At 64.0% G+C, this 24,559-nt stretch carries 28 protein-coding genes; 9 read left to right on the forward strand and 19 right to left on the reverse strand.

The genetic code is table 11. The features are described 5' to 3' along the window. Positions 1 to 16 precede the first annotated feature (16 nt). From C8N32_RS06745 to lepA, 3 genes are all read right to left on the reverse strand, one after another. Positions 17 to 451, reverse strand: a complete 435-nt coding sequence (locus C8N32_RS06745) for a DsrE family protein (protein WP_107891864.1) — start codon at positions 449 to 451, stop codon at positions 17 to 19. A gap of 107 nt (positions 452 to 558) precedes the next feature. Beyond that, on the reverse strand, positions 559 to 1,860 hold the full coding sequence (locus C8N32_RS06750) for a Hint domain-containing protein (protein ID WP_107891725.1): 1,302 nt from the start codon (positions 1,858 to 1,860) through the stop codon (positions 559 to 561). 149 nt (positions 1,861 to 2,009) lie between these two features. Then, positions 2,010 to 3,812: a translation elongation factor 4 gene (lepA, locus tag C8N32_RS06755; protein ID WP_107891726.1), complete on the reverse strand. Its 1,803-nt coding sequence runs from the start codon at positions 3,810 to 3,812 to the stop codon at positions 2,010 to 2,012. 201 nt (positions 3,813 to 4,013) lie between these two features. Between lepA and C8N32_RS06760 the strand changes: the two genes are divergently transcribed. Together C8N32_RS06760 and C8N32_RS06765 are read left to right on the forward strand one after the other, a co-directional pair. Then, complete coding sequence (locus tag C8N32_RS06760; protein ID WP_107891728.1) at positions 4,014 to 5,561, forward strand: BCCT family transporter; 1,548 nt, start codon at positions 4,014 to 4,016, stop codon at positions 5,559 to 5,561. Positions 5,562 to 5,601: 40 nt separating this feature from the next. Continuing rightward, a complete protein-coding gene (locus C8N32_RS06765; protein ID WP_420853788.1) occupies positions 5,602 to 5,961 on the forward strand; it encodes a hypothetical protein in 360 nt (119 codons plus the stop codon). Here the strand turns inward: C8N32_RS06765 and C8N32_RS06770 are convergent. After that, on the reverse strand, positions 5,949 to 6,404 hold the full coding sequence (locus C8N32_RS06770) for a low molecular weight protein-tyrosine-phosphatase (RefSeq protein ID WP_107891730.1): 456 nt from the start codon (positions 6,402 to 6,404) through the stop codon (positions 5,949 to 5,951). The genes C8N32_RS06765 and C8N32_RS06770 overlap by 13 nt on opposite strands. Positions 6,405 to 6,511: 107 nt before the next feature. On the opposite strand from C8N32_RS06770, the gene C8N32_RS06775 reads away from it, so the two are divergent. Beyond that, positions 6,512 to 7,210 carry an NAD-dependent deacylase gene (locus C8N32_RS06775; protein ID WP_107891732.1) on the forward strand — a complete coding sequence of 233 codons (699 nt, stop codon included), beginning with the start codon at positions 6,512 to 6,514 and terminating at the stop codon, positions 7,208 to 7,210. Here C8N32_RS06775 and C8N32_RS06780 read toward each other — a convergent pair. From C8N32_RS06780 to meaB, 5 genes are all read right to left on the reverse strand, one after another. Further along, positions 7,207 to 7,683, reverse strand: coding sequence for a copper chaperone PCu(A)C (locus C8N32_RS06780; protein ID WP_107891734.1), 477 nt, complete (start codon positions 7,681 to 7,683; stop codon positions 7,207 to 7,209). The two genes, C8N32_RS06775 and C8N32_RS06780, sit on opposite strands and share 4 nt — an antisense overlap. Before the next feature lie 24 nt (positions 7,684 to 7,707). Then, positions 7,708 to 8,064 carry a hypothetical protein gene (locus tag C8N32_RS06785; RefSeq protein WP_107891736.1) on the reverse strand — a complete coding sequence of 119 codons (357 nt, stop codon included), beginning with the start codon at positions 8,062 to 8,064 and terminating at the stop codon, positions 7,708 to 7,710. 99 nt (positions 8,065 to 8,163) lie between these two features. Next, positions 8,164 to 8,451 (reverse strand): 50S ribosomal protein L28, encoded by a 288-nt coding sequence (gene rpmB / locus C8N32_RS06790; protein ID WP_107891738.1) that lies wholly within the window; start codon positions 8,449 to 8,451, stop codon positions 8,164 to 8,166. A 100-nt stretch (positions 8,452 to 8,551) separates the two neighbouring features. After that, positions 8,552 to 9,148 (reverse strand): DUF2238 domain-containing protein, encoded by a 597-nt coding sequence (locus tag C8N32_RS06795; RefSeq protein ID WP_107891740.1) that lies wholly within the window; start codon positions 9,146 to 9,148, stop codon positions 8,552 to 8,554. Then, on the reverse strand, positions 9,145 to 10,128 hold the full coding sequence (gene meaB / locus C8N32_RS06800; protein ID WP_107891742.1) for a methylmalonyl Co-A mutase-associated GTPase MeaB: 984 nt from the start codon (positions 10,126 to 10,128) through the stop codon (positions 9,145 to 9,147). The genes C8N32_RS06795 and meaB overlap by 4 nt, the downstream gene beginning before the upstream one ends. A 98-nt stretch (positions 10,129 to 10,226) precedes the next feature. Between meaB and hrpB the strand changes: the two genes are divergently transcribed. Next, positions 10,227 to 12,638 (forward strand): ATP-dependent helicase HrpB, encoded by a 2,412-nt coding sequence (gene hrpB, locus C8N32_RS06805; protein WP_107891744.1) that lies wholly within the window; start codon positions 10,227 to 10,229, stop codon positions 12,636 to 12,638. Positions 12,639 to 13,058: 420 nt separating this feature from the next. Here the strand turns inward: hrpB and argF are convergent, their stop codons facing one another. The 5 genes from argF to rimO all read right to left on the reverse strand — a co-directional run bounded on the left by argF (position 13,059) and on the right by rimO (position 17,975). After that, positions 13,059 to 13,985: an ornithine carbamoyltransferase gene (argF, locus tag C8N32_RS06815; RefSeq protein ID WP_107891748.1), complete on the reverse strand. Its 927-nt coding sequence runs from the start codon at positions 13,983 to 13,985 to the stop codon at positions 13,059 to 13,061. Continuing rightward, entirely contained in the window at positions 13,982 to 15,169 is a 1,188-nt protein-coding gene (locus tag C8N32_RS06820) for an aspartate aminotransferase family protein (RefSeq protein WP_107891750.1), read from the reverse strand. The genes argF and C8N32_RS06820 overlap by 4 nt, the downstream gene beginning before the upstream one ends. A 228-nt stretch (positions 15,170 to 15,397) precedes the next feature. Next, positions 15,398 to 15,898 (reverse strand): DUF4405 domain-containing protein, encoded by a 501-nt coding sequence (locus C8N32_RS06825; RefSeq protein WP_170106751.1) that lies wholly within the window; start codon positions 15,896 to 15,898, stop codon positions 15,398 to 15,400. A 76-nt stretch (positions 15,899 to 15,974) separates the two neighbouring features. Continuing rightward, positions 15,975 to 16,283 carry a divalent cation tolerance protein CutA gene (gene cutA / locus C8N32_RS06830; protein ID WP_107891754.1) on the reverse strand — a complete coding sequence of 103 codons (309 nt, stop codon included), beginning with the start codon at positions 16,281 to 16,283 and terminating at the stop codon, positions 15,975 to 15,977. Between the two features lie 318 nt (positions 16,284 to 16,601). Next, positions 16,602 to 17,975, reverse strand: a complete 1,374-nt coding sequence (gene rimO / locus C8N32_RS06835; protein ID WP_107891756.1) for a 30S ribosomal protein S12 methylthiotransferase RimO — start codon at positions 17,973 to 17,975, stop codon at positions 16,602 to 16,604. A 115-nt stretch (positions 17,976 to 18,090) separates the two neighbouring features. Between rimO and C8N32_RS06840 the strand changes: the two genes are divergently transcribed. Then, the gene (locus C8N32_RS06840) at positions 18,091 to 20,079 is read left to right on the forward strand and encodes an AsmA family protein (protein ID WP_170106752.1); all 1,989 of its coding nucleotides are present in this window, start codon (positions 18,091 to 18,093) and stop codon (positions 20,077 to 20,079) included. Between the two features lie 9 nt (positions 20,080 to 20,088). Here the strand turns inward: C8N32_RS06840 and C8N32_RS06845 are convergent, their stop codons facing one another. Beyond that, entirely contained in the window at positions 20,089 to 20,658 is a 570-nt protein-coding gene (locus C8N32_RS06845) for a GcrA family cell cycle regulator (RefSeq protein ID WP_107891868.1), read from the reverse strand. 130 nt (positions 20,659 to 20,788) lie between these two features. On the opposite strand from C8N32_RS06845, the gene C8N32_RS06850 reads away from it, so the two are divergent. Further along, positions 20,789 to 21,592 (forward strand): ABC transporter permease, encoded by an 804-nt coding sequence (locus C8N32_RS06850; RefSeq protein ID WP_242509522.1) that lies wholly within the window; start codon positions 20,789 to 20,791, stop codon positions 21,590 to 21,592. 3 nt (positions 21,593 to 21,595) lie between these two features. On the opposite strand, the gene C8N32_RS06855 is transcribed toward C8N32_RS06850, so the two are convergent. Both C8N32_RS06855 and C8N32_RS06860 read right to left on the reverse strand, forming a co-directional pair. Then, positions 21,596 to 21,856 (reverse strand): DUF6455 family protein, encoded by a 261-nt coding sequence (locus tag C8N32_RS06855; protein WP_107891760.1) that lies wholly within the window; start codon positions 21,854 to 21,856, stop codon positions 21,596 to 21,598. A gap of 3 nt (positions 21,857 to 21,859) precedes the next feature. Continuing rightward, positions 21,860 to 22,123, reverse strand: a complete 264-nt coding sequence (locus C8N32_RS06860) for a DUF6455 family protein (RefSeq protein WP_107891762.1) — start codon at positions 22,121 to 22,123, stop codon at positions 21,860 to 21,862. A 123-nt stretch (positions 22,124 to 22,246) separates the two neighbouring features. Between C8N32_RS06860 and C8N32_RS06865 the strand changes: the two genes are divergently transcribed. Then, complete coding sequence (locus tag C8N32_RS06865) at positions 22,247 to 22,483, forward strand: hypothetical protein (protein ID WP_107891764.1); 237 nt, start codon at positions 22,247 to 22,249, stop codon at positions 22,481 to 22,483. On the opposite strand, the gene C8N32_RS06870 is transcribed toward C8N32_RS06865, so the two are convergent. Further along, on the reverse strand, positions 22,474 to 22,731 hold the full coding sequence (locus C8N32_RS06870) for a DUF167 domain-containing protein (protein WP_107891766.1): 258 nt from the start codon (positions 22,729 to 22,731) through the stop codon (positions 22,474 to 22,476). The two genes, C8N32_RS06865 and C8N32_RS06870, sit on opposite strands and share 10 nt — an antisense overlap. Before the next feature lie 91 nt (positions 22,732 to 22,822). On the opposite strand from C8N32_RS06870, the gene C8N32_RS06875 reads away from it, so the two are divergent. Both C8N32_RS06875 and C8N32_RS06880 read left to right on the forward strand, forming a co-directional pair. Next, positions 22,823 to 23,395: a nitroreductase family protein gene (locus tag C8N32_RS06875; RefSeq protein WP_107891872.1), complete on the forward strand. Its 573-nt coding sequence runs from the start codon at positions 22,823 to 22,825 to the stop codon at positions 23,393 to 23,395. Then, the gene (locus tag C8N32_RS06880; RefSeq protein WP_107891768.1) at positions 23,392 to 24,084 is read left to right on the forward strand and encodes an EI24 domain-containing protein; all 693 of its coding nucleotides are present in this window, start codon (positions 23,392 to 23,394) and stop codon (positions 24,082 to 24,084) included. Before C8N32_RS06875 ends, C8N32_RS06880 begins: the two co-directional genes overlap by 4 nt. A gap of 10 nt (positions 24,085 to 24,094) precedes the next feature. Here the strand turns inward: C8N32_RS06880 and mce are convergent, their stop codons facing one another. Continuing rightward, complete coding sequence (gene mce / locus C8N32_RS06885; RefSeq protein WP_107891770.1) at positions 24,095 to 24,499, reverse strand: methylmalonyl-CoA epimerase; 405 nt, start codon at positions 24,497 to 24,499, stop codon at positions 24,095 to 24,097. Positions 24,500 to 24,559 lie beyond the last annotated feature (60 nt).

The following is a 24,559-nucleotide window of genomic DNA, read 5'->3' on the forward strand; positions in this document are numbered from 1 at the left end:
CTTGACATGGCGCAAGTCAAAACGACCAGACGCGTGCCTTGCTGTCCAAAAGTGTCCTTGCCATCGCCGGGGGCGCAGCCGGGTTCACCCCATCGATCAAGGCCTCCGGCGACAGGCCCTTGCCGGGAAGGTAGAGGGCGCAAACCTCAACCCGCACGCCGCCGTCCAACGCGGATTTCAACAGGCCTTGCGGGCTTGCCCCCTGTGGCGGTTGACCTGCGGTTGCCGTTCCGGGGGCCTCACGCAGGGCTATATCCGCTGCCGGACCGCACAACAGGATACGGGTCGCCACCCCGCGCTGCACAGCCTGAAGTGTCAACACCATGCTCATCGCCTGCACTTGCGGTTCCGGAGAGGTCACGACTGTCACCAGGCGTTCGGCGTCGCGTGCATTTGCGGGTGTCGCAGCCAGGAGCGCGACAAGAACAACGGCCTTAAGGGCATTTTGCATGAAGTCCTCCTCGGTGATACCGGGAAAGATAAACATATATCTGAAAATAAGAATATGTCGGGATGTCGCAGCCACCCAGTACATCCGCCTCCCGACCGGTTCTCTCCTCAGGCGCTGGTGCAGATTGGCTTTGCATTGTGCAGATGCCGCTCCGCCAAAGTCCTGGCTCGCCTTACGGTTGCCAGAGGGCGAACCGGATCGGGATGGATCGTACGCAAATCGGGGAAAAGTTCCTGAATTTCCCGCCGCGCTTCCCGCCCAACGGACTCTAGCGCAGTTTCCCCAAGGTAAAGAGATTCAGTTTCCGCCCCGTTCGCAAAAATAATCTCATGCTGATCGAACAGCAGGTGGAAATAGGAAACCTCTGCGCCATCATCGACGACCTCAACACCCTCAAGCGGCAAGAGCGCCTTCGCGGGGACGAGAACCTCTGTCGCCGTGAACATGCGCTCGGCGATGCGGGAACGCACAAGCACGCGATGCTGGGGTGAGACGGTCAAATCCTGTCCAGGCATCCCCGCCCCCAGCGCCCCGGCCCGGATTCGGATGGCTCGAAGGTGCGGGTTGGCGGACAGCCGCCCCGCTGACAGCCGCGTCGCCCCCGACCAGCGCAGCGGCTGATAACCCCGATCTTTCGTCAGGACCATGTCGCCCGGCGAAAGATCCTCCACCGCGACCGGGCCGGATCGGGTCTGGATCATCGTGCCTTCCGTAAAGCAGACAATCTTGACGGCGCCGGACCCCACCATCAGGGCGGAGTCGAACTTACGGTCGACAATGTCCGCAACGACGATTTTCAGCGTATAGGTTTGCCCCTCAACCACGTTGAAACTGGCCACACCGGAACGGAAGGCATTGAAATCTGTACCGTATGTGTTCGTATCGCCGGTTTCGCCATTGTCGAAAAACGACCCGCCGCTTTCCATATCGTTCACGGCATAGTAACCATTCACCGTATCGGTGATGGGGACCAGTGCCCCATTGACAAAAACGCCGGCGACGTCGTTGAACCTTGACCCGAAGTAATCCGGATATTCGTCGCTGAGGAAGGTCAGGGAAAGATCGATCGTTCCCGTCTTGTCCGCCGTAAAGGTTATCACGATGCCGGAAGCGTCCCGTGTCGTCGAGCCAACCTCATTGGAGAGGTCGCTATCGCCACCGGATCCGATGAAGCTGTCGAGTTCATCATTGGTCGTATCGTCGTCGTTGAACGATTCGGCCAGGCCTGTGGAAAAGATCAGCCCCGTGTCGGTAGGCGTCACGGTGGGGGACTGCGCGTCACCGTCGGTGTAGATGCGTGACTGGCTCGTGGACCCGATCAATGAGGCCGAGACAAGCGTGATCCCCTTACCCAGCAACGCATTGGCATAGTCGGTTGCCGACCCTGACGTATAGGTTAAATCTGCCATTATTCATTACCCAGAACAAAACATCGCTGGGCAACGTAATCCCGACTTTAGATTCGCCACAAGTTCTTTTTATCAAAAAAATACTATTTTAGGTTGTTATACGTCCAGGTTGCATAAATATCGCTGGCAGCACCCTCAGGGGATCCGGTCTAGTCATCCATTTTCAGCGCGTTGATGAAGGCCGCCTGCGGGATTTCCACCTTTCCGAACTGGCGCATCTTCTTCTTGCCCGCCTTTTGCTTTTCCAGAAGTTTCTTCTTGCGGGTCACATCGCCGCCGTAACACTTGGCAGTCACGTCCTTGCGCAGGGCCGCCAGCGTTTCACGGGCAATGATCCGCCCGCCGATCGCCGCCTGGATCGGAATCTTGAACATGTGACGGGGAATCAGCTCCTTGAGCTTTTCACACATGGCGCGCCCGCGGGCTTCGGCCCGGTCACGATGGACCATGACGGATAGCGCATCCACCGGCTCATCGTTGACGAGAATCTGCATCTTCACAAGATGGTCCTGACGGTAGCCGATCAACTGATAGTCGAAAGAGGCATAGCCCTTGGTGACGGATTTAAGCCGGTCGTAGAAGTCGAACACGACCTCGTTCAGCGGCAGGTCGTAAACCACCATGGCGCGGGAACCGGCATAGGTCAGATCCAGTTGTTCCCCCCGGCGGTCCTGGCACAACTTCAGCACATCGCCAAGATATTCGTCCGGGACAAGGATGGTCGCCTTGATGCGCGGTTCCTCAAGGTGGTCGACATGGGTCAGGTCCGGCATGTCGGCGGGATTGTGCAACTCTATCATCTCGCCATCGCGCATGTAGACATGATAGATCACCGAGGGCGCGGTGGTGATCAGGTCGATGCCATACTCCCGCTCGATCCGGTCCCGGATGACCTCAAGGTGCAAAAGCCCCAGAAAACCGCAACGGAAACCAAAGCCCAGCGCAGCCGAGGTTTCCATCTCATAGCTGAAGCTGGCATCGTTGAGGGCGAGCTTTTCGATCGAATCGCGCAGATCCTCGAATTCCGAGGTATCCACCGGGAACAGGCCGCAAAACACCACCGGCTGGGCCGGCTTGAACCCGGGCAGCGGTGTCTCACACCCTTTCCTTTCGGTGGTGATCGTGTCCCCCACGCGGGTATCGCGCACCTGCTTGATCGAAGCGGTCAGAAACCCGATCTCCCCCGGACCGAGTTCTGCGACATCCGTCATCTTGGGGCGGAATACACCGATGCGGTCCACCCCGTAGGTGCCGCCGGTCTTCATCATACGCACGCGATCGCCCTTTTTGAGCACGCCGTCGATAATGCGCACAAGGACCACGACACCCAGATACGGGTCGTAATAACTGTCCACCAGCATCGCCTTGAGCGGCGCGTGCCGATCGCCCTCATGGGGCGGCGGCAGGCGGGTGACGATGGCCTCCAGCACATCGGGAATCCCAAGGCCGGTCTTGGCGCTGATCTGCACGGCGTCCGTCGCATCGATACCGATCACGTCCTCGATCTGCTCGGCCACGCGGTCGCAATCGGCGGCGGGCAAATCGATCTTGTTGAGAACCGGGACGATCTCATGGTCGGCTTCGATGGCGGTGTACACGTTGGCCAGCGTCTGCGCCTCGACCCCTTGCGTCGCATCCACGACCAGCAAGGAGCCCTCCACCGCGCGCATGCTGCGGGAGACCTCATAGGCGAAGTCCACGTGACCGGGCGTATCAATCAGGTTCAGCACGTAAGTCTTGCCGTCCTGCGCCGGGTAATCGATTCGGACGGTGTTGGCCTTGATGGTGATGCCCCGCTCCCGCTCAATGTCCATCGCGTCGAGCAGCTGCTCTTTCATGTCGCGTTCGGACACGGTCCCCGTCAATTGAATCAGACGGTCCGCAAGGGTGGATTTGCCGTGGTCGATATGGGCCACGATGGAAAAATTGCGAATAAGGCCAAGCTCGGTCATGCAGAGCGATATGCTGCGGAAACCACGGGCGGTCAATGGCTGTTGCGCCGTGTAAAGCGTTGCATGGCTACATCGGTCGGGTGAATTTCCGCAGGTTTTCAGAAAAGGCCTTTCGGGCCCCTGCACGACTCTGGCAGACCCCCACCCCACAAAGCCCGGCGCAAAGCGCCCTGAAAACGGACAAGAGGACCGTTCCTTCCCATGAAAACAACCGCATCGCCGGATATGGGCGCCCACGCCCATGTCAACAAACCGCTTTTCGCCATCACCGGCGGGTTCATCGCGCTTTTCTGCCTGACGGCGCTGATCGACCTGGACGCCCTGTCTCAGGCCGTGGACACCGGCTTTGCCTTCGCGGCGCGGTATTTCGGCCTCTACTGGCAGGCTCTGCTGTTGGGAACGTTCCTGATCGGCATGGTCCTGGTCGTTCTCCCCGGCGGGCGCGCCGTGATGGGCGGGCGCGACACGCCCGAATTCACCCTGTTCCAATGGGCGGCGATGGTCATGTGTACCCTGCTGGCCGGCGGCGGCGTGTTCTGGGCCGCGGGCGAACCGATGGCGCATTTTCTCTCGCCCCCGCCCTATTTCGCCGATAAGGCCACGCCCGGCCTTCAGGCCGCGCTGGCACAATCTTTCCTGCATTGGGGATTCCTCGGCTGGGCGATCCTGGGGGCACTGACCACCGTGATGCTGATGTTCTACCATTATGAGAAAGGCCTGCCGCTCGCGCCGCGCACATTGCTTTACCCGCTGTTCGGACGGCATGCCCTGCATGGCCCCATCGGGCTGCTCGCCGATGCCAGCTGCATCATCGCCGTGGTTGCGGGAACCGTCGGCCCGATCGGGTTTCTCGGCCTGCAGGTCAGCTACGGTCTGCACGAACTGTTCGGCCTGCCCGAAGGGCTTGCCACCCAGGCCAGCGTCATCGCCGGGCTTGTCCTTCTTTACACCGTTTCCGCGATGACGGGCCTGTCCCGGGGGATCCAGATTCTCAGCCGCTTCAACGTGATACTGGCTGCGCTTTTACTGGCCTTTATCCTGGTGGCGGGGCCGACTGGCTTCGTCTTCGAAGCCTTTGCCACCAGCTTTGTCACCTACCTGAAAAACTTCTTCGGCATGGCGCTGCACCGCGGGTCAGCGGATTTCTTCTCTGCGCCCGGCTGGCTGGGGTGGTGGACGGTCTTCTTCTGGGGCTGGTTTCTTGGCTATGGTCCGCTGATGGCCATCTTCATCGCGCGCATCTCGCGCGGGCGCTCGATCCGCGCCATCGTCCTGATGCTGGCCATCGTCGCACCGGTCGCGACCAATTTCTGGTTCACCATCCTGGGCGGCACCGGGCTGGCCTTCGAACAGGCCAACCCCGGCTCGATCTCTGCCGCGTTCGAGGGCTTCAACCTGCCTGCCGCGCTGCTGGCCATCACCCAGCACCTGCCGCTGGGGTTTCTTGTCTCCGTTCTGTTCCTGGTCCTGACCACCGTGTTCGTCGCCACGACAGGAGATTCGATGACCTACGTCATCGCCGTGACCCTGTCCGACGAAGACCGCCCGGCAATGGCCGTACGGGTGTTCTGGGGGCTGGCAATGGGGCTTATGGCGCTTATCCTGGTGACGCTCGGTTCGGGGGGCGTGGACAAGCTGCAAAGCTTCATCGTGGTCACCGCAGCACCCGTTTCGCTGGTGCTGTTGCCCTCATTGTGGGATGCGCTGCGGATCACACTGGAAAAAGGACGGACACGCGCAAAAGGGTAGTTGTTGAAAAAATCATCTTTTCAGTCATACTACCATTTCCATGCTGGACCAAGAAGCGGGCAGCCGCCACCCCATCACGCAGGTAGGAACCATAGGCAGATCAATGAAAAACATCGTACTCGTGGCCGCTCTGGCCGTACTTTCTACTACGACCGCGCAGGCGGGACCCATCGAACGGGCCTGCCTCCAATCCGACCGAGGCCCCTCGCGCAGCCTGTGCGGCTGCATTCAGGACGTGGCAGACATGACGCTTTCCGGCAGCGACCAGCGCCGGGCGATCAAGTTCTTCCGCGATCCCCACCAGGCACAGGTCGTCCGCCAGTCGGACCGCCGGGATGACGAAGCCTTCTGGAAACGCTACAAGCGTTTTGGCCAGGCTGCCGCCTCTTATTGCGGCTGAGACACCTGCCGCAGAACGCCGCGTGAGGCGGCTTCGATCAGGTCCAGCACCCGATCGAATCCGCCCTCATAATAAGGATCGGGAACCTCCCGCTGCGAACCGCCGGCATAGTCCAGAAACAGGCGCACCGGCGTGGTATTCCCCGCCGGGCGCAGACGTTCGAGATCCGCCCGATTCGAACGATCCATCGCAAGGATCAGGTCGAACCGGTCGAAATCCTCCGGGCACACCTGCCGGGCGCGCAGGCCGGAAAGGTCATAGCTCCGCGCCGCTGCGGCGGCCTGGGCGCGCCGATCCGGCGGGTTTCCTACATGCCAGCCGCCGGTTCCCGCACTGTCCACCTGTACCGCGACCCCGGCGGCCTCGGCCAGCCCCCGGAACACGCCCTCCGCCGTAGGCGACCGGCAGATATTCCCAAGACAGACAAAAAGGATACGGGTCATCACGGTCCCCCCCTGTGGATTCCCTCCCACCAAAGCGCAATCCGCCCGGTCCGGCAAGCTTGCGCAAAGTACTTGGCCGGCCCGGCAGGCATGATTACCATATCTCCATGGCACGTTTCGTCATTCTTACGGGGGCGGGAATCTCCGCCGAAAGCGGGCTGGGAACTTTCCGCGACAAAGACGGATTATGGACCCGCTACGATCTGAGGGAGATCGCCACCCCCGAAGGTTTCGCCGCCAACCCCAGGCTGGTACACGATTTCTACAATGCCCGCCGCAAGAACGCCGCCGAGGCCCTCCCGAATGCCGCCCACGCAGCCCTTGCCCGGCTGGAAAAGGCGCTGCCCGGCGAAGTTTTGATCATCACGCAGAATATCGACAACCTGCATGAACGCGCCGGGTCCAGAACGGTACTGCACATGCATGGGGACTTGTTCCGCGCCCGCTGCACCGCCTGCGGACACGCCTGGGATGCCCCGGCGGAAATGGCCCCCGGCGATCCATGCCCGGCCTGCGCGCACCCCGGAACCCGGCCCGATATCGTCTGGTTCGGGGAATTTCCCTATTTCATGGAAGAAATCTGGGACGCCCTGCGCAGGGCAAAGACATTCGCCGCCATTGGAACCTCGGGCAGTGTCTATCCGGCAGCGGCCTTCGTCCAGGATGCCGCCCGCGCGGGGGCTCACACGCTGGAAATCAATCTCGAGCCATCGGAAACCGTAAACGATTTCGCCGAAGCCCGGCACGGCCGCGCCAGCGACCTCGTCCCCGAATGGGTCAACGAGGTGCTGGCACGCACGGGCTAATTACCCATCTTCATACCCATCGGCTTCATGCCCATGGGTTGGCGTTTCAGATCGACGGGGATGTCCACGCTGATATCGCCCGCATTTTCGAATGACAGGGTGACGGTTACGGTATCGCCTTGCTCCAGAGGCCGGTTCAGCCCCAGAAACATCACATGGTCGCCGCCGCGCTCCAACACATGGCGTCCCTGCGCGGGGATAACGAACCCCTCTTCGACCTCGACCATCTGCATCACCCCGCCCTTTCCGGCGACATGGGTGTGCAACTCCACCCGCTTGGCCACATCCGAACTGGCCGAAACCAGCCGGTCATCGGCCTCAGCAGAATTGGCAATGGTCATGAACGCTGCACCCGACTGCGACATCATCGTGGAGGCGCGGGCATAGGCGTCTTCGATGGTGATACCCTGGGCGAGCACAGGTACTGCAAAAGAAGCGGCGCAAACCGCAAAAAAAGTAGTTCTGAAAGACATCTCGGTTTCCTTGTCAGGTCGGTTTCAGCGGAAAACCGGCCCTGCGGGCGGGTCGCGCGCCTGCGGGAAGGGGCACGCTGTCCCGGTTCCGCCCAGAACACGCGGCAGGCACAACGATTCGCCATCGGCGCAGCCATCCACACCAGAGGGCAGAACCGGCAACGCCACCGCGGCAATCGCGCTGACCCCGTCAGGGCAAACATGGGCGTTCCCCGCCGGCTTGCCCTCCGCATCGACGGGGACGGCCTGCACACCCATCCCGGTGCAGATCTGAACCTGGCCCGCCGCTGGCGCCTGCCCGCGTGCAGCCGCCAGGCTAAGCGAGGCCAGCACCAGCGACACGGCCAAAGCGAACGCAACAAGGAACCGGGGGCGCATCATGACGTTTTTCTAAGACCAGACGCGCATATCGCCAAGCGATTAATGCCAAAACGAAAAAACCCCGCCAAAGCGGGGCCTTCGAATGGCAGGGTGCGAAATTCAGGCGGTGGCCTGCGCCTTGACGATATCTTTCTTGATCTTGAGCGCCTTTTCGGAAAGCTCCGCATCCTTGGCGCGGGCGAGGAACGCATCAAGCCCCCCGCGATGATCGACCGTACGCAGCGCCGAAGTCGAAACGCGCAGCTTGAAAGACCGGCCGAGCGTGTCAGAGATCAGCGTCACGTCGTTCAGGTTCGGCAGGAACCGGCGCTTGGTCTTGTTGTTGGCGTGGCTGACATTGTTGCCAACCATGGGGCCTTTTCCGGTCAGTTCGCAAACGCGCGACATGGCTTTTTCCTTGTCTCGATAACAAAGCAGGCGCCGCCAACAGCAGCGCCGCGAATTCCGTTGCGGGTGTTTATGCGCAAAGACGTGGGCCGTCAAGAAGTCAGGTCGAAGTTTTTGCCCCGGACAGGTGGATTGCCGCCACCGTAATGCACGCCCCGAAAGCATTGAAAACAAGATCCAACGCCGTGTTGACATAGCCGCCTACATTGGTTTCCGGAACCGCAAGAACAGCAATGAATTCAACGATTTCATTGACTGCCCCCAGCCCCATCGCCCCAAGGGCGGGAAAGGCCAGCGCACTGAGACTGCCGCGGGCGGGCGGGTAATGACGCACCAGAAGGTGGTGCAGCAGCCATGCCGTTACCCCGAAACCATAGGCATGTACGGCCTGATCGTATTTCAGAATCGTCATCTCCGCGTTTTCGACCACAGGCACCAGAACCGCGGCATACAGGACCGAATCCCCCACCGGCACACCCCCGCCCGCCATATGCGCCAGCCCCCACAGGCTCAGCGCCCAAAGGATCGGCAAGGGATAATCGCCCTTGCGCCAGCTCAGCGCGACCAGCGCAATCAGGACCAGCATTGTGACGACATAAAACAGAAATTCCGTATTGCCGGTGCCCAGGAACCAGGCCGAGAAAACGGCCACATACCCCAATGTAAACAGCAAAACTGCCCAATGCGCACGCGTCATCCACCGGCCCCCAGTTCGGCCAGCATCGCCTGAGACGCCACCGCCACCGTCATCCCGCCGCGCGCCACCTCTTCCCCCAGGGCGCGCATCCGGGCACGCATCTGCGGATCTTCGTCCAACCGCGCCAGCAGGCCGCGGCGGACCTCCTCTCCGAACCAGAATCGCGCCTGTTCGGCCCGGCGAATGTCGAAATGGCCGTTTTCCCGCCGCCAGGCGTCCAGTATGCGCATTTCTTCCCATGCGGTCTGTAACCCGTCCTCAGCCAGCGCAGAGACGCACATCGCCTTGGGAAACGCCTTCGGGTCCTGCGGACGGCGACGCAACAGGCGCAGCGCCCCGGCATATTCGGCGCGGGTCCGTTCCGCCGCCGGCTTGAGATCGCCATCCGCCTTGTTGACAAGAATGATATCCGCCATCTCCATGATGCCGCGCTTGACGCCCTGCAACTCATCCCCACCGGCGGGGGCCAGCAGCAGGATAAACAGGTCCGCCATTTCAGCGACCATGGTTTCCGACTGCCCCACACCGACGGTTTCGATCAGCACCACATCGAAATCCGCCGCCTCACACAGGGCGACGGCCTCACGCGTGCGCCGCGCCACACCCCCCAGCGCCGACTGGCTGGGAGAGGGCCGGATAAAGGCGTTCCGCTCCCGGCTGAGACGCTCCATCCGGGTTTTGTCGCCCAGGATCGACCCCCCCGAGCGGGCCGAACTGGGATCCACCGCCAGCACCGCCACGCGCAACCCCTGCCCCGTCAGCATCATTCCGAAGGATTCGATGAAGGTCGATTTGCCCACCCCCGGCGTCCCCGAAAGCCCGATGCGCAGCGCCTGCCGCCCGGTGCCCCGCAACGCCTCCAAAAGCGCGCGAGTCTGTTCCCGATGGTCAGGCCGGGTGCTCTCGATCAGGGTGATCGCACGGGCCAGCGCCCGGCGTTCGCCCCCGACGATCCGCTGGGCAAGGTCGGCAATATCCATGGCGTTCCTCCGGTCTGTGGCGCAACACTCTTGCCGCGTGGGGACGTGGCTGTCCAGCCCTCTGGCCCCGGACGGCCAAATCCCCCATAACGCATCCCATGACCCTGCCGATCGACGCCGCTCTGCCCGATCTTCTTGCCGCCCTGCGCCGCGCCGGGTGCGCAGTTCTGCAAGCCCCCCCCGGCGCGGGCAAGACAACCCGCGTGCCGCTGGCCCTGCGCGACATCGCCAAGGGCCGGATCGTGATGCTCGAACCCCGTCGCCTTGCCGCCCGTGCCGCCGCCGAACGCATGGCCGAAACCCTCGACGAACCCGTCGGCCAGACCGTCGGCTACCGCATCCGGGGTGAGGCCAAGACCACCGCCCGCACCCGCATCGAGGTCGTCACCGAGGGAATCCTGACCCGGATGCTGCAATCCGACCCCTCGCTTGAGGGCATAGGCGCGGTGATTTTCGACGAATTTCACGAACGCTCCCTGAACGCGGATCTCGGTCTTGCCCTGACATGGGAAGCGCGCACCGCCCTGCGGGAGGATCTGATCCTGCTGGTCATGTCCGCCACGCTGGATGCCGCACCGGTCGCCGCGCTGCTGAACGATGCACCGGTCGTCACCGCGCATGGACGCAGCTTTGCGGTAGAGACACACTGGCTGGACGCCCCCCTGCCCAGGACCGCGCGCTTGCCCGAAGCCACGGCGGATCTCGTAACGCGCGCCGTTCGCGAAACCGACGGCGGGGTTCTGGTCTTCCTGCCCGGAGAGGGAGAGATCCGCCGCACCGCCGCCGTGCTGGAGGGCCGGCTGCCGGGTTGTGACGTCCGCCCCCTTTACGGCGCGCTGCCCTTCGCCGCACAGCGCGCGGCCATCGTCCCCGCCACGGGCAGACGCAAGGTGGTTCTGGCAACCTCGATCGCGGAAACCTCCCTGACGATTCAGGATATCCGCGTGGTGGTGGACGCGGGACGGGCGCGGCGGGCGCGATTCGACCCGAATTCCGGCATGTCACGGCTGGTGACGGAGCGCGTCACCCGCGCCGAAGCCGAACAGCGCCGGGGCCGCGCGGGACGGGTCGCGCCGGGGGTGTGTTATCGGCTCTGGACACGGGGGGCGGAGGGGGCGCTGGCCTCCTACCCCCCGGCCGAGATCGAAGCCGCCGACCTGAGCGCGCTGGCGCTGGAACTCGCGCTTTGGGGTGCGGAGCCTCAGGACCTGGCCTTCCTGACCCCGCCCAACCCCGGCCCGTTCGCCGAAGCGCGCGCCTTGCTGGGCCAGCTTGGGGCGCTGGATGAACAGGGGCGCATTACCGCACATGGGCGGGACCTGGCCGCGCTGCCGGTGCATCCGCGCCTTGGACATATGCTGATACGGGCCGGGAAACAGGCCGCGCCCCTCGCCGCGCTTCTGTCCGACCGCGACCCCCTGCGCGGGACCGGCAGCGACCTGACCCCGCGTCTGCGTGCCCTGCAAGACCCGCAGGGCGCGCCCCCCGCCGCCCGTCCCGGACTGGCCCGCATCCGTGCCGAGGCCGGGCGCCTTGCCCGCGCCGCCTCTGACGCTCCGCCGGTTTCCGCGGCGGAGGCGGCCGCGCTCGCCTATCCCGACCGGATCGCCCTGCGCCGCCCCGGTGAGGCCCCGCGCTACGTGCTTTCGGGCGGCAAGGGCGCGATTCTGGAGGAAGGCGACCCGCTGGCCGGGCAGCGCCTTCTGGTGGCGCTGGACCTCGATGGCGACGCGCGGGAGGCAAGGATCCGCCTTGCCGCCCCCCTGGCGGAAAGTGAACTGCGCGCGGTGCATGCCAACCTGATCGGGTGGCACGACCTTTGCCACTGGTCCCGGAGGGAGCGCAGGGTACTTGCCCGGCGGCAGGAACATCTTGGCGCCCTGGTGCTGGAGGATCGCATCTGGAAGGACGCCCCTCCGGAGGCCATTGCCCACGCCATGCTGGACGGCGTGCGTGACCTTGGCCTGCCATGGAACGAGGCCGCCCGCCGCTTCCGTGCCCGGGTGAACCTGGTGCGCCGGAACGGCGCCGACCTGCCTGAAATGACCGACCCCGCGTTGATGGAGAGTCTTGAGGCCTGGCTGTTGCCCCACCTGACCGGTATACGCACCGCCGCCGACTGGAAGCGGTTCGACCTGCTGCCCGCCCTGCGCGCCATGCTGGACTGGCCGCAGACGCAAACCCTGGACAGTGCCGCGCCAGCCTGGTTTCTCAGCCCGCTGGGGCGCAAGGTGCCCATTGATTACAGCGGGGCGACCCCTGAAATCGCCCTGCGCCTGCAGGAGATGTTCGGCCAGACCACCCACCCCACCGTGGCCGGCGTTCCACTGCGCGTCACGCTGTTGTCGCCTGCGGGGCGGCCAGTGCAGGTGACGATGGATCTGCCCGGATTCTGGGCCAATTCCTACGCCGACGTCCGCAAGGACATGCGGGGCCAATATCCCCGGCACCCCTGGCCCGAAGATCCGACACAGGCCACCCCGACGCTCCGGGCCAAACCCCGCCGTTAGACCCAGGGGGCGACGGCGCGGATGAAACACATCAAGCCTGCCGCAGGCCTGCTGTCCGCCTTGCCTGCCATCGCGGGCCCGACGACAGGATGCTTACAAAATGGCAACAGCCAGATTGAAATCGACGACTGTGCCGCCGATGCGAAGAGGGTCGTGGACACAGCGCAGAAAACCACGCGCGGCTTTTCCATGAACGCGGCACGAGAACTGGACGGGATGACCGGCCGCGCCGCAGCAGACCCGGCGCTGGAGGCCGGCACGCGGTATGGGGGGCCTGCCGCACCGCCCAGTGCGATTATGCCGGCAGAATGTGGGGCGCAGCGGGGCACGGGAATTCGCCTTCTCGACCCGCCGGGTCCGGCTGGGACGCGCCCGGGTGGACACGCTGATGGACCACACCCACTGAGCTCGGAGCGATCCTCACACGCCGAGACAGTAGCGCATCACTGCCTTTTGCGCGTGCAGGCGGTTTTCAGCCTCATCGAAAATGACGGAGTTCGGACCGTCCATGACCCTGCTGGTCACTTCCTCGTCCCGATGGGCAGGGAGGCAGTGCATGAACAACGCATCGGGCTTGGCCCGGGCCATCATCGCATCATTCACCTGGTAGGGGCGCAACTGGTTGTGGCGACGTTCACGGGCCGATTGCGGATCGTGCATCGAAACCCAGGTGTCGGTCACGATCAGGTCCGCACCTTCGGCCGCCTTGTGCGCGTCCCGCTCAATCCGCACATCCGCCCCCCCGGCACGCGCGCCCTCGATGAAGTCCTGCTCCGGGTCCAGCGTGGCGGGGCCGGTGAAGGTCAGGTCGAACCCGAACTGCCCGGCGGCATGGATGAAAGAGGCACACACATTGTTCCCATCCCCCGCCCAGACGACCTTTTTGCCCGCGATCGGACCGCGATGTTCCTCATAGGTCAGAATGTCGGCCATGATCTGACAGGGGTGGGTACGGTTCGTCAGTCCGTTGATGACCGGCACGCTGGCGAACTCGGCCATTTCCTGAAGCGTCGCCTCCTCGAAGGTGCGGATCATGATCAGATCCACATACCGCGAAAGTACCCGTGCCGTATCGGCGATGGTTTCCCCGTGGCCCAACTGCATATCGGCCCCCGAGAGCACCATCGTCTGGCCGCCCATCTGGCGCACCCCCACGTCAAAGGACACCCGCGTACGGGTAGAGGGCTTTTCGAAGATCAGCGCCACCATGCGCCCCGCCAGCGGAAGCGTGTCATCGGGCGTGCCACGGGGACGGCCCGCGCGGGCCTCCTTCATTGTACGGGCCTGGTCGATGATCGCGCGCAGATCGGCCGGGGGGGTGGTGTGAATGTCCAGGAAATGGGTCACGCGTCGGACTCCTTGGTCAGCGCCGCAGCGGCGGCATCCAGCCGGGCAACGGCCTCGGCGATTTCATCGTCGGAGATGGTCAGGGCGGGCAGCAGCCGCACGACATTATCGGCCGCCGGAACGATCAGCAGTTTCTGCGCATACCCCGCCTGAACCACCCCGGTATTCGCCACCCGACATTTCAGGCCAAGCATCAGGCCAAGGCCACGCACCTCCTCGAACACGTCCGGGTGGGCGGCAACCAGCCCTTCCAGCCTTTGCCGCATCAGCGCGGCCTTGCGGGTCACCTCATCCAGGAAACCTTCTTCGGCCACGATCTCCATCACGCGCTTGCCCACCGCGCAGGCCAGCGGATTGCCCCCGTAAGTGGAGCCGTGGCTGCCCACGACCATACCGCTGGCGGCATCCTCCGTGGCCAATACCGCGCCCAGCGGGAATCCCCCTCCGATTCCCTTGGCAACCATCATGATGTCGGGCATGGCGCCGGCCCATTCATGGGCGAAAAGGCGCCCGGTGCGCCCCATGCCGCACTGGACCTCGTCATAAATCAACAGCGCGCCGGTTTCATCGCAGAGCTGGCGCAACCCTTTCAGGCAGGCATCGGGCAGCGGGCGGATTCCGCCCTCGCCCTGGATCGGCTCCACCATGATGGCGGCCACGGTTTCGTCGACGGCATTCGACAGAACGCTGCCATGGGTGGCAAAAGGCAGGTGAATGAAACCGGGCAGAAGCGGCGCGAAACCGTCGATCATCTTCCCGGATCCGGCGGCGGCAATCCCGGCGGACGAGCGGCCATGGAACGCCCCGGAAAATGTCACGATGTTGACCCGCCCGGGCTGGCCTTTGTCGTGCCAGTACTTGCGGGCCATCTTTACCGCCAGTTCGCACGCCTCGGTGCCGGAGTTGGTAAAGAACACCGTATCGGCAAAGGTCTTTTCCACCAGCGCGTCGGCAAGCGCCTGCTGCTGCGGGATCTCGTAAAGGTTCGACACGTGCCACAACCGCCCGGCCTGATCGGTCAGTGCCTCGACCAGCGCCGGGTGGGCATGGCCCAGCGCGTTGACGGCAATCCCCGCGCCAAGATCGAGGTATCGGGTGCCGTCCCCCGTCATCAGCCAGCTTCCTTCGCCTTGGACAAAGCTGAGCGGTGCCCGGCTATAGGTCGGCAAAACGGTGGGGATCATGGAAATATCCTTTGTGGGAGGCCCTAGGGGTGCCTCAGGCGCAGGGTCAAGTCAACGGTGGGAAAATGACAGGGAAAACGCACGCGGTGCGTTCAGGCGCGGCGTCGGCGTCGCATCGGGGCGGTATGGAGTTCCCAAGTCATACTAGGGCTCTAGCGCGGACCCGCGGATTTGTCCAGATGGCACAGCCCCGAACGGGAAAAGACCCCGAACAGGGCCTTTTCCAGATCATCCATCCTGTGTGTCAAGGATCGCGGCAATCAGGTGCATCTTGCGGCCTCTTTCCGGACCGGACAGCGCGGTGATGGTTGCCTCGGCATCCGCCTGTCCGTACCCGGCAGCGCGCAGCCGATCCGCCAGATCCTCCGGGTTTTCGTTCAGCAACGCGGCGACGGTCCCCAGCGGTGCGGCCTCGACCCGCTCCAGCAAGGCAAAATCCGGGCGCGGCCCTTTGTTCTTTTCCACCACCGGCAAAAAACTGGCCGCCAGCACCACCGCCCCCAAACCGATCGCGATGCGTCCCGGCCAGTGCTTCAGGTGTCCGCGCAAAGGGCGATTGTTGACGATCAGATGCAGAACGATCATCCCCACAAAGGCCAGCCCGATCCACTCATGGACAAGCTCGGCAAGGGGGGGCTCGGCGTGAAGGAACATCAAAACGCCGGTGATCCCGACAACGATGGAAGTGCCGATGGTCAGCGGCGTGGCGATCTTGCGAAGAACGGACATTCTCATCCCCGGTTTGATTTGCTTTCGGGAATGAAACGGATCCGGGGGTGGCATCCGCCGCGGGTGCGTCAGTCTGTCATGGCGCGGTTTCCTGCGACAGCCAGCCCGTACAGTCGGATGTCGTCTCTGCCGTCTCCCATGCGATGACCGGCAGATCATAGGGGTGGCGATCCCCGATCAGATCCACAAGACCGGGGCGACAGACCTCGGTGGTCTTGAAAGTGATCTGTACCTCGGCGTCTTCCTCGACCCGGCCCTGCCAGTGAAACAGGCTGACGACGCCGGGCAGGATATTCGCACAGGCCGCCAGCCGGGCCTCCAGCGCGGCGCGGGCCAGGGCGCGGGCCGTCTCAAGATCGGCGCAGGTCGTGGTAACGTGGATCATGGAGCCTCCGGCTTTTCCGGTACAATAGCTTATGCAGGTCCGCTTCGCACGCATGCGAACGTGATTTGCCATGGCAAAAACCCTGCCCGCACCACAGGCGCATGGGCCGGGGCCACCCCAAGGACCGAAGGGGGCCCCGCCGCGCGCGGCAGGCTGGCGCGTATCCGGACGCCCCGCAAAACCCGTCCTTCACGAAAGCCAGAGGCCCGATCCGCCACACCCCCTCGCAACACACACCCCCTCGCAACACACCCCACCGCGCACGGGCACGTAACCGCGCGGGGGGCCACGGATACTCCATTTGGGGTCTGCGCATGCCTAAATCCGTCGTCCCCACAGATCGTACTCCCCGGCCTCGTCCACTTCGACAGTGACGAGATCGCCGGGCGCCAAACCCCCGGTACCCTCGTCGATGAACAGACAACCGTCGATCTCCGGAGCATCGGCCTTGGTCCGGCAGGTGGCGATACCGTCTTCGTCCACATCGTCCACCAGCACCTCCAGACGCTGCCCCACCCTGGCCGTCAGCTTGGCCTCGGAAATCGCCTGCGCCTTTTCCATGAACCGGTCCCAGCGCTCCTGCTTGACCTCAGAGGGCACATGGCCGGGCAAATCGTTCGATTGCGCCCCGGCGACATTTTCGTACTGAAAACAGCCGACACGGTCCAGTTGCGCCTCCTCCAGCCAATCCAGAAGGGTCTGGAACTCCGCCTCCGTCTCACCGGGATAGCCGACGATAAAGGTGGAACGCAGGGCGATCTCCGGGCAATCGCGCCGCCACGCGGCGATTTCCTCCAGCGTCTTCGCCGCCGCGGCCGGGCGGGCCATACGCCGGAGCGTTTCCGGATGGGCATGTTGAAAGGGGATATCCAGATAAGGCAGGATCAGCCCCTCCGCCATCAGGGGGATCAGATCGCGCACATGGGGGTACGGGTACACGTAATGCAGCCGCACCCAGACCCCCAGCCGGCCCAGATCCCGCGCAAGGTCGGTGATATGCGCCCGGTGCCCTTTGTCACTGACGTGGCGCAGATCCAGCCCGTAGGCACTGGTGTCCTGGCTGATGACCAGCAACTCCCGCACCCCGGCCTCGACCAGCTTCGCGGCCTCCCGGATCACCGCATGGGCGGGGCGGGAAACCAGCCGCCCGCGCATGTCGGGAATGATGCAAAAGCGGCACTTGTGATTACACCCCTCGGAAATCTTCAGGTAACTGTAGTGGCGCGGGGTCAGGCGTACGCCACTTCCGGGCAGCAGATCAACGAACGGGTCCGGGTCCGGCGGCACGGCGGCATGCACGGCATCTAGAACCTGCTCATACTGGTGCGGCCCCGTCACGGCCAGAACCGACGGGTGCGCCCCGGTGACAAACTCCGGCTCCGCCCCGAGGCACCCGGTAACGATAACCCGCCCGTTTTCCGACAGCGCCTCACCGATGGCTTCGAGGCTCTCGGCCTTGGCACTGTCGAGAAACCCGCAGGTGTTCACGATCACCGCATCCGCCCCGGCATAATCGGGACTGATCGCGTAGCCCTCGGCGCGCAGGCGTGTCAGGATGCGTTCGCTGTCCACCAGCGCCTTGGGACAGCCGAGGCTGACCATGCCAATGGTCGGCTGGCCGGGCCGGGGCGCGGCATCGATCCGGGGGCGGGGCGCGATATCGGGGCGCAGGTCGGGCGGGTTCTGGCTCATGGCGGGGTGGATAAACCGGAAGGCGTGTCATGAGAAGGCGCAATCACACATCCCTTGAGACACCGCCGCACGGCGCATAAAGTCCGGGCAACGTTCATTCCCACCGGAGGCGATGATGCGCTGGCTGCTTCGGATCGTGTTGTCCTTGATCTTGCTGATCGGTCTGCTTGTCGGAACCTTGTTCCTGTTACCTGCCGACAAGGTCGCCGGGCTGGCCTCGGACAAGCTGCGCGAAGCCACGGGGCGTGAGGTCACGCTCTCGGGTCGGCTGTCGCCCTCGCTGTGGCCACAGATCGGGGTGGCAACAGGGCCCATCTCCATCTCCAACGCCGGGTGGGCAGATCAGACGCCGATTCTGGCCGCCGACGGCATGTCTGTCGGGCTGGACCTGATGGCACTTCTGGGGGGCGATATCCGCGTGGATGAGATCGCCCTGCGCCGCCCGCGCATCCTGCTGGAAAAGGCCGTCGACGGACGGGTCAACTGGGCGCTGGCCAAAACCGAAAGCACCGGCGCGGGCAACGGCGGAGATTCCGCGGCACCGGATACCCCGCGCCCTTTCGCCCTGGAAAAGGCAACCATCGCCGACGCCAGCCTCACTTATATCGACCACGCCACCGGCACCCGCCAGCAGATAGAGGGGCTGAACCTGACCGCGCGCCTCCCCGAGTATCACGGCCCGGCGGATCTGGCACTCTCCGCGCGGCTGAACGGGCAAGATCTGGAGGCCACCGCGCGGGTCGCCGCCTTCGGGCCGTTCCTCGCGGGCGAAACCGCCGGGCTGACGGCCGAAATATCGCTGGCCGGGGCACGGGGACGGTTCGACGGGCAGGCCGGCCTTGCACCTTCCGCTTCGGGCCGGGTCGAGGCCGAAGCCAGGGATATTGCCGCGCTTTTTTCGGCGCTTGGGCAACCGGCGCCGGATCTGCCCAAGGGCATGGACCGGCGCATGGCCGCCGAAGGCCAAATCAGTTTTGCAGGCTCCAAGTTGTCGCTGCGCAACGCAACGGTCCAGGCCGCGGGAAACACCGTGACCGGGCAGGCCGATCTGGACCTCGCTGCAAAACCGCGCGTGACCGCGGCGCTGGCCGCCAGTTCCCTTGATTTCACGACGCTTTCCGACAAAACGGCGGGCGGCGGGTCCGGGGCTGGCGGGCGCAAGACCTCAGGCGCAGGCTGGCCTGAAACCCCATTCGACCTTGGCACACTGGGGGCGTTGGACGCGGACGTGACCCTGACCACCGACAGCCTGTCAGCCGGCGGGCTGCATCTGGGCGCGACCGATCTGCGTGCGCAACTGGTGGACAGAAGGCTGGCGATAACCCTGAACCGTGTCGCGGCCTATGACGGCGCGGTCTCAGGAACCCTGGTGCTGAACGGGCGCGGCGACGGATCCGTCGGGGCGGACCTGACGATCGCTCGCGTGGGCATGCAGGCGTTGCTGCGCGACCTTGCCGGCTATGACCGGCTGCTGGGGGCGGCCGACTTGCGGCTGAATCTGCTTGGGGCCGGGCGCAGCATGGCGGCGGTCATGGGCAGCCTTTCAGGAGAGGGGGCGGTCTCCTTCGGCAAGGGGGAACTGCGTGGACTGGACCTTGCGGGAATGCTGCGCAACCTTGACCTGTCTTACATGGGGGAGGGGTCCAAGACGATCTTCGACGCGATCTCTGCCAGTTTCACCATCCGCAATGGCGTGCTGCACAATGACGACCTGACCTTTTCCGCCCCGCTGATGGCCGCCGAGGGGCACGGGGCTGTGGATCTGGGCCGCCAGCGGCTGGATTATCGCCTGCGCCCCACCGCCCTGCCGGGCAGCGACGGCAAAGGTCTGAGGGTGCCCCTGATGATCACCGGTCCGTGGGAGGACCCGAAGTTCAACCTCGACCTGGAGGCGCTGGCCCGCGAGGAACTGGAACTCGAGCAAAAGCGCAAGGACCTGGAAGAGCGCGCCCGCGCCGAAACCGACAAGGCACGAGAGAAAGCCGAGCAGCGCGCCGCCGAGGAACTGGGCCGGAAGGAAGGCGAAAGCCTTGAAGACGCCCTAAGACGCAAGGTCGAGGAAGAGGCCGTGCGCGGCCTTCGAAACCTGTTCGGCGGGAACTGAACCGCCCGTTCAACGTTTGCGGTCGCGGCGGGAACTCATTGGCTGGAAGGCGACGCCGACATGGGCCTCACAATAGGGTTTGCCGGGTTGAACCGGCAGGCCGCAAAACCAGAAATCTTCAGTGGCCGGATCACCGATGGGCCATTTGCAGGTGCGCTCGGTCAATTCCATCAGGGTCAGCTTCTTCGCGGTTTTCTCTACCTCACGAACCGAGGCAAGTGCCTCCGGGCTGATCTCGTTCGCCGAGGGCTGGGGCGGCAAAGGGCGGCCGGCCGGAATAATCTGGCGGCGCGGCGTGCTGTGGACAGGGGTCTCGGCCACGGGTTCGGGCCTGGGGGCGGGTTTCTCCCGAACGGGGGGTTTTTCTGCTGCCGGTTCGGGCTTGGGGGCGGTTTTTTCCCTGGTCGCAGCGGCGGGCTTACCGTTGCTGCCCGCGCGGTTCGAAAGCCCCAACCGGTGCACCTTTCCGATCACGGCATTGCGCGTCACGCCACCCAGTTCCTTGGCGATCTGGCTGGCGGATTGTCCTTCCGCCCACATGCGCTTCAACGTCTCAACACGTTCTTCAGTCCAGGACATGGGTGTTTCCTTGCGTTCCGGCCGATCAGATGTCGCCTGCGGCAGGCCCATCTGGCAAATTCGCTTGAGGCCCTATTTAATCGTTCCCGCGACCGGGTTACAAGCGCATCGGAAAAGATTGAGGGCCGGGATGAGCGAAACAACGAAAATGGGCGTGCGGCGCTTCGGCCGGGTGAACTGGCTGGGGCTTTACACCCTCGCGGGGCGCGAAATGCAACGGTTCCTTGCCGTCTGGACCCAGACACTGGCCGCACCGCTGGTGACGGCGGCCCTCTTTCTGGGGGTTTTTTCGCTGGCGATCGGCCCGTCGCGGGGGGAGGTCATGGGCGTTCCCTTCGTCGAGTTTCTCGCCCCCGGCATCCTGATGATGACCGTGATCCAGAACGCCTTTGCCAACACCTCGTCCTCGATCGTGATTTCCAAGGTCCAGGGAAATATCGTCGATACCCTCATGCCGCCGCTTTCGGGCGCCGAACTGGTGCTGGGCTATACTGCGGGGGGCGTGGCACGGGGGGTGATCGTTGCACTCGCGGTTGGGTTCCTGATGGTTTCGGTTCTGGGGATGGGGGTCGCGCATCCGCTTTGGGCGCTGATATTCGTCGTTCTGGGCGCGGCATTCCTGGCCGGGCTGGGCATCGTTGCGGCAATTTTCGCCAACAAGTTCGACCAGATGGCCGCCATCACCAACTTCATCGTCACACCGCTGAGTTTTCTCTCCGGTACGTTCTACTCGATCGAACGCCTGCCCCCCGCGATGCAGACGATCACCCATTTCAACCCGGTCTTTTACCTGATCGACGGGGTGCGCTACGGAATCATCGGGCGTTCGGACAGTTCGCCCTGGCTGGGGCTTGCGGTCTGCGCGGGGGCCACGACCGCCGTGCTGGGTCTGTGCTGGTACTGGTTCGCGCGCGGCTACCGGATGAAGCCCTGACACTCAGGCCGGTTCGCGCAAAGGGGCAAGCCGGGGCCTGAGAATACACCACGCCGGCAAATCCTCCGCGCCTGCGCCTTGCGACGCCATCCAGGCGACGCACTGGCTCGAGAGCTTGCACTGACAGCACTCCGCCACCATCAGCGCAAAGTCGTCACGCAGCAAATCGCCGACACGCATCGCCTCCGGCAGGTTGACGCCAATGGTCCGGGCCATTCCCAGCGTCAGCCAGTAGTGCCTGGTAAATTTGCCCGTATGCTCCATCGCTCACTCTTCGACGAGACGCTCACGCATCTTCTCGAGCAGGTCCTTGTTCCGGCAGTAGCCCGGCGTATGGGTGGCCCCCTTGGCGTGATCTTCCATCCAGTGGCGGCATTGCTCGGGGTCGGTACAGCCAAGGCAGCGCGAAACCGTGCCCTGCATATCCTCCGGCGTCCAGCGACCGGCCATCATTTCCTCCGTCAGGTCGATCCCAAGCGTATCGGCCATCTTTTGGACGAGCTCGCCATGATCGTCATATCGGTTGGACATGGTGTCCTCCTGGGGTTGGGCAGCTTTCCAAAAGGTCTAGACGACCGGCCCCCACTGGCGCCTTGATGCGTATCAAATACCGGAATGCTTCACAAAACCGCCCAACCGGGCTAGCCTTGACCCATGTTCACAATCGAGCACGATTTCGACGCAACAGTCGTCACCCTTGTCGACGAAGGCCCTGCCCCCTTGCAGGAAGACGTGATCCTGACCGCGTTCGAGGATTGCATCACTGTCGAACAACTGGACCCCCGTTCCGACAAGGTGGCCAAGATCACGCTGTCGGTCGCGCAGGTACGGGAACTGGCCGCGGCGCTGGACCTGCCCGAAGGCGTTTACCGGCTGCGCGATCAGCCCTGAATACGGAAGGTCTTGTCCCGCGCCGTCTGCCCCTGAACAAGCTCCAGCCGCGATTTCGGCACGCCCAGCGCCTTGGCCAGCATCTTCGCCACCGCCGCATTGGCTTTCCCCCCCTCGGGGACGGCGGTGACGTAAGCGCGCAAATGTCCTCCTTCCCCGGCGATACGGTTGCGCGACGCCTTTGGCGTGACGCGCAGGCTGATCCGCGCGCCGGGTAAGGCAAGATGGGAAAGATCGGGGATATCCATGCAACCGGGGTGCCCTTGTGCGCTCCCGCCGTCAAGGCTGCCCCTTGAACCACGCCCGCGAATGTTCGACATCATGTGCACAGGAGGTCACATGCCCAAGTATCCCGAAGCCCTCTCTTTTCTTCTGAACCGCAGGTCGCGCCCGGCCAAAACGCTGGCCGCGCCCTATCCCACCCGTGACGATCTGCGCCCGATCCTGACCGCCGCGGCGCGCACGCCCGATCACGGGAAGCTGGTTCCGTGGCGTTTTCTGGTCCTGGAGCGCGCGGCGCTGCTCCGGCTGGGCGCGCAGGTCCAGAAGCGGGGCGAAGCCCTGGGGCTGGAGACAGCCCTGACCGAAAAGGCCGCCGCGGCCTTTTCCGGCAGCGGCCTGGCGGTGGCGGTGGTGTTTTCGCCAAAGATCTCAGACAAGGTACCGGAACTGGATCAGCTGTTCTCCGCCGGGGCGGCGTGCCTGCAATTGCTCAACGCGGCATTGGCGGCGGGCTGGGGGGCGAACTGGCTCAGCGGCTGGCCCGCACAGGATCGCCCCTTTCTTGACGACCTGGGCCTCTCCCCGCAGGAGCAACTGGCCGGCTTCATTCACATCGGGAGCGAAACCCGCACCCCGCCCGAGCGCCCGCGCCCGGATATCGACGACATTACCACCTGGATTTACGAATGATCTTCTCTGCCTTCCTGAAATCGATCGCGCAGTTTTCCGACCCGCGCTTCCGCCGCGTGTTATGGATGGGGCTGGGGCTGACGATATTGCTGCTGGCCGCCGTCTACGGGCTAACCTTCCTTGCCATTGGAGTGTTCGTACCCGAAAGCATTTCCCTGCCATGGCTGGGTGAGGTGACATGGGTGGACAACATCCTGTCCGGGGCCTCGCTGGCCCTGATGCTGGTGATGTCGGCCTTCCTGATGGTGCCGGTGGCCTCGGCCTTCACGGGCCTGTTCCTCGATGACGTGGCGGAGGCGGTCGAGGCGCGCCACCACCCCGACCTGCCCGCCCCGCCCCGCATCGCGGTCCTGTCACAGATTCGCGACGCCGTGGGATTTTTCGGAATCGTGGTCGGCGTGAACATCGCCGCCCTGGTTCTGTATTTGCCTGCCGGTCCTTTCGCTCCACTTTTGTTCTGGGCCGTAAACGGGTACCTGCTGGGGCGAGAGTATTTTCAGATGGCGGCCATGCGGCGGATCGGTCGCGCCCCGGCACAGGCCTTGCGCAAGCGCCACTGGGTCACGATATTCATGGCCGGGCTTTTGATGGCCGTTCCGCTGTCCTTGCCGCTGATAAATCTTTTCATCCCGATCCTGGGGGCGGCGGTGTTCACACACCTGTTTCACCGTCTTGAGAAGGGGGCGTAGCCTCCGTCCCTCAAACCTGTTCCAGCTCGATCAATGTGCCGTTGAAATCTTTCGGGTGCAAGAACAGCACGGGCTTGCCATGGGCACCTATCTTCGGATTTCCCGAACCAAGAACCCGTGCGCCCTGCGCCTTCAGGCGGTCCCGGGCGGCAAGGATATCTTCAACCTCATAGCAAAGATGGTGGATGCCGCCGGACGGATTCTTTTCAAGAAACCCGGCAATGGGGCTGTTTTCTCCCAAGGGATAGAGAAGCTCGATCTTGGTGTTCGGCAATTCGATGAACACAACGGTCACGCCGTGGTCCGGCTCATCCTGCGGGGCGCCGACCTTCGCGCCCAGCGTGTCGGCATATTGGGCGGCAGCAGCCTGAAGGTCAGGAACGGCAATGGCAACATGGTTAAGTCGACCGATCATCGGGCTCTCCTTATAGTGGTTTTCCCGGTTATGGGACCGCCTGCACAGCGGTTCAAGGGG

Origin of the sequence: Rhodovulum imhoffii (assembly GCF_003046545.1) — a bacterium.
In the GTDB taxonomy this organism is placed as follows: Bacteria; Pseudomonadota; Alphaproteobacteria; order Rhodobacterales; family Rhodobacteraceae; genus Rhodovulum; species Rhodovulum imhoffii.